3 protein-coding genes are annotated in these 3,678 nt (G+C 53.2%); all 3 read left to right on the top strand.

Going from position 1 to position 3,678, the window contains the following annotated elements:
• Window positions 1-745: ADP-ribosyltransferase (locus BN1127_RS09740; RefSeq protein ID WP_331418920.1), on the top strand; the 745-nt coding region annotated here is incomplete at its 5' end.
• Window positions 742-1,542 (top strand): DUF4123 domain-containing protein, encoded by an 801-nt coding sequence (locus BN1127_RS09735; RefSeq protein ID WP_042649292.1) that lies wholly within the window; start codon window positions 742-744, stop codon window positions 1,540-1,542. The genes BN1127_RS09740 and BN1127_RS09735, both read left to right, overlap by 4 nt.
• Window positions 1,542-3,539 (top strand): T6SS phospholipase effector Tle1-like catalytic domain-containing protein, encoded by a 1,998-nt coding sequence (locus BN1127_RS09730; RefSeq protein WP_042649291.1) that lies wholly within the window; start codon window positions 1,542-1,544, stop codon window positions 3,537-3,539. The genes BN1127_RS09735 and BN1127_RS09730 overlap by 1 nt, the downstream gene beginning before the upstream one ends.
• Window positions 3,540-3,678: the final 139 nt, after the last annotated feature.

Below are 3,678 nucleotides of genomic sequence, written 5' to 3'. Positions count from 1 at the left end.
ACCCCAGTTTGCCGGGGGGCCACCAGTGCCACCACCCGCGCCACCCCAGCTTGCCGGAGGGCCATCGATGCCACCGCCGCCGCCACCCGTTGCGGCCAAAGGGGAGGGCAAAAAGCCGGCAAAGAAGTGGGCGACGGTAGAGATATCCAAAGCGGATGAAGCGCTCAGATACTATTCGGCGCAGGGGTACACATTGCTCAATAACTATTTGCGTGATCACCCCTACAAGCAGCGAGAGGCCATCGATACCCTGCTTAGTCGCAGCTATTTGAATGATGAGCCGACATCCGCGAGTGAGTTTGACCAGGCAATGAAGGCCTATGTTGCCGATGTGGAGGCTGGTCTGGCGAAATTGCCGGCCTCACCCGGTTTGTCTTTCGTCTACCGGGGGTTGGCGCTGGACAAGCCGGAGCTTGCAGCCTTGAAAGAGCAGTTCACAGGGGTGGGCAATATCGTTGTTGAGCCAGGATTCATGAGTACCTCACCGGAAAAGGCCTGGGTCAACGATACCTTGTTGAGGATCCGCCTGCCTGCCGGTCATGGTGGCCGTCTGCTGGGAGACGCTGCTCACTTCAAGGGGGAAGCTGAGATGCTGTTTCCGACGCAGACTAGGCTAAGGGTCGATCGGGTGGTTTCCTCCATGAGCGGCGATTTCGATACCTTGCTCAATACAATTCCAACCTCTGACAATGCATCGGATAACCGCAGCAGGATCAAGCGACTGATCGAGGTATCCGTACTATGACGTTATCTGATTGGCTCGCTGGCAAGAAAGCGGGTGAAATATATGCCGTCATCGATGGAGCGCTAGCAGCGTCAGCCGTGGCAGATTTCTATACATATGACGGAGAGAATGCAAATCCACTTTTTGCCGGCACCGCTTTCGATGAGCAGTCTGCGTTGGGGCCCTGGTTGTTACCTGCACCTTCCACTGAGTTCATGACTGCTAATCCTGTCCTGAACGGCTTCTACCTGATCAGTGACCAATCAGTGGAGCTGATTCGTCGTCATTGGCAGAGCCTGATAGAAGCGATACGCGAGGGAGAAGCAGTCTGGCTTCGTTTCTCTGACCCGCGTGTTTTTCTGCCTATGCTCAGCGCCATGACCCCTGATGAACGCGATAGTGTGCTGGGGCCCTGTTCCGGGCTCTGGATCCATGGCAAGGCCTTCTCTCGCACACCTCATGCCCGGTTCCAACCCGCATTGCAAACCCCCTGGTTTCATATCCGGTCTCATCATCTGGTTGGACTTTACGACGAGAACCGTCATGCCTACATCTTGCGGCGGCGGTTATGGCAGACCATGACGGCTATGATGGAGCGCCATCCTGACCCGGCCGGGACCATTTTAACCACACTCAAACAGGCCAATCAGGATGGGCTGCAAGAGGATGTGCGCGATGGTGTGGTGGCTGGCGCCTTGGCCTTGCAGGCCAATCTGGTTCTTGAAGAGATACGGGGGCCATTGATGCTGACCGACGATGAACTGGTTCAGGTAGCCAACTGGCTGAACAAACATCACGAATTGACAGGAGTATTCTGATGGTGGCAGATCCCCACTGTATCCCTTGCGAGCGTTACGAAAACTGGATAGAGATCGATGTTCGTGATGAGCACAATTGCTCGTTCAAGGGGCTCAAGGCGACTTTGACTGACGAAACAGGCAAGTCAGAGACGGTCACCCTTAAGGATGGGCCCACCTTGGTGCGAGGTTTTGCAGTTGGCCCGGTGACAGTAAAAATCGAGACGCCAGCCTGGCTCAAGGCGGCGCAGTCCCGTGAGGTCCTCAAGGAGGGTGAGGCCACACAGGTACCCGCTTATACCGACAAACTCTTCGGGCACTGCGACGTCAAACGAGAGCATATCAAGGTGACCACCGGCGACCTCTGCCTCACTGAACCAGAGCAGCCACTACCGAAAGAACATCAGGCAGGGCAGGCTCAGCCTCCCCGCTTTTTCACCAAACACTCCTATGTGATTGAGGTGAAGGGCTATCAGCTCACCACTCTACGTATCGGTGTATTTTTCGATGGCACCGGCAACAACACCCACAATGCTGAGAATGGTTTGAAGAAAGTGGAACAGTGGTTGCTTGAGACATGCGCTGATCCAGCTCAACGAGAGAAAGAGTTACGCGGTTGTCAGATGGGGCTTCGACCAGTGGACGGCAGTTCAGCCAATGATGTAACCAACGTGGGCAAGCTTAGTCTCTTGTACCTTCGGGGGGAAAGAACCTTAAGTGCAGGTGCTTACATCAGTGGTATTGGTACTCGTGACCCGGTGACCGGTAAAGAGGGAAAGGAATATCGTTCCGATGATACAGTGACCCAAGGGTTGGATCTCGACTTAAGCGGTGAAAACACCTCGATCATTGGTAAGGTGGCGGAGGCGTGCGAACATAAAATTGCACAAGCGATTGCTACTGATTTGAAACAGATTCTACTTAAGGTGGGGTGCATTCACCGGATAGTGTTTGATGTATTTGGTTTTAGCCGGGGGGCTGCGGCAGCTCGCCATTTTGTCAATGTAATCGATCAGAAAGCCGATCATCCTCTTGTCAAGGCGGTGGCAAGTGATCCCGCTATTCGGCTGAAGGCTGGATTTGACTGGGCCAGCCGGGATGATGTCCGAATCGCGTTTGTCGGCCTGTTTGATACGGTCAAATCCTCCTTTAATCCCAGGGTCAATATCCGTTTGAATGCTGAGAGTGCCGAGCGGGTTGTACATCTCACCGCGCTGGATGAGGTGCGCAAACACTTTCCACTTTCGCGTATTACCCCTGATGCGGCAGGCACCAGCATTGCACCGCACTTTACCGAGCTGGCACTGCCTGGTGCGCACTCCGACATCGGCGGCGGTTATTACAGCCGTTGGAGTTTGGGTAATCCCAATAGCACACCGGCTTTGACTGAATGTATCGAGTTGGAACGCTTTATGAGTGAAGAAGATGTGCAGACTCAGGATTCCACAAGTCGAGCCTATCAGCAGGCGCGAGCCTATGCCGATGAAAAGGTTTCACAGGGCTGGGTTGAACGAATCAATCTCAGTTTTCCACGGGGGGCAACGCCTCCTCTTGGAGCTATTAGCTTGATCACTTACTCATTTCGACGAACTCGAGGAAAAGATAATCCTTGGCCGAAAAAAGCTGTGTATGTCGAGGTGGTGATGAATCGTGTAGTAGAAGGAGAGTACTCCCGTATCCCCCTTCATCTAATGGTTGAATCCGCGAGGGCTGTTGGGGTGCCATTCAAAGAATGGATTGGTAAAGAAAGAGCATTTCAACTTGAGCCCCTTTCTGCTAAGAAGCCGGTTTTTGATTTAGAGGCGTTAGATCAACATTGGGCTCAAGCAGCAATAGAACAGGGGGTGGCCAAGAGTCTGGCTCATCAGTTACTCCCGGAAAGCTATCGGGAATTACGCCGTGACTATTTGCATCATAGTGCCAGCAATCAAGGTATTGCTAATCCAGCCAATACCAATAAGTACGAGGAGTCGGTGAGCAAAGAACGTCGCCGCTTGATCGGTAATCAGGAGGCATGATGAAACAATGTATTGCGGTAGTGTTGTTCTGCTTTTCCTTAATGGCCTGTGCTGGTCCGTCAGTATCACAGCCGGTTCAATGGCACTATGGAGTCGGTAGTAATATCGATGATATCTGGGCTAGGGAAGGTGCGAACAA

The sequence above is a fragment of the Aeromonas media genome, assembly GCF_000819985.1.
Classification (GTDB): Bacteria; Pseudomonadota; Gammaproteobacteria; order Enterobacterales; family Aeromonadaceae; genus Aeromonas; species Aeromonas media.
The sequence above is the reverse complement of the archived record's forward strand: the minus strand, read 5'-3'. Positions and strand labels throughout refer to the sequence as shown.

Coding starts and splice junctions, on each gene's coding strand:
- BN1127_RS09735 (WP_042649292.1), top strand. CDS start 742: ATGACGTTATCTGATTGGCTCGCTGGCAAGAAAGCGGGTGAAATATAT.
- BN1127_RS09730 (WP_042649291.1), top strand. CDS start 1,542: ATGGTGGCAGATCCCCACTGTATCCCTTGCGAGCGTTACGAAAACTGG.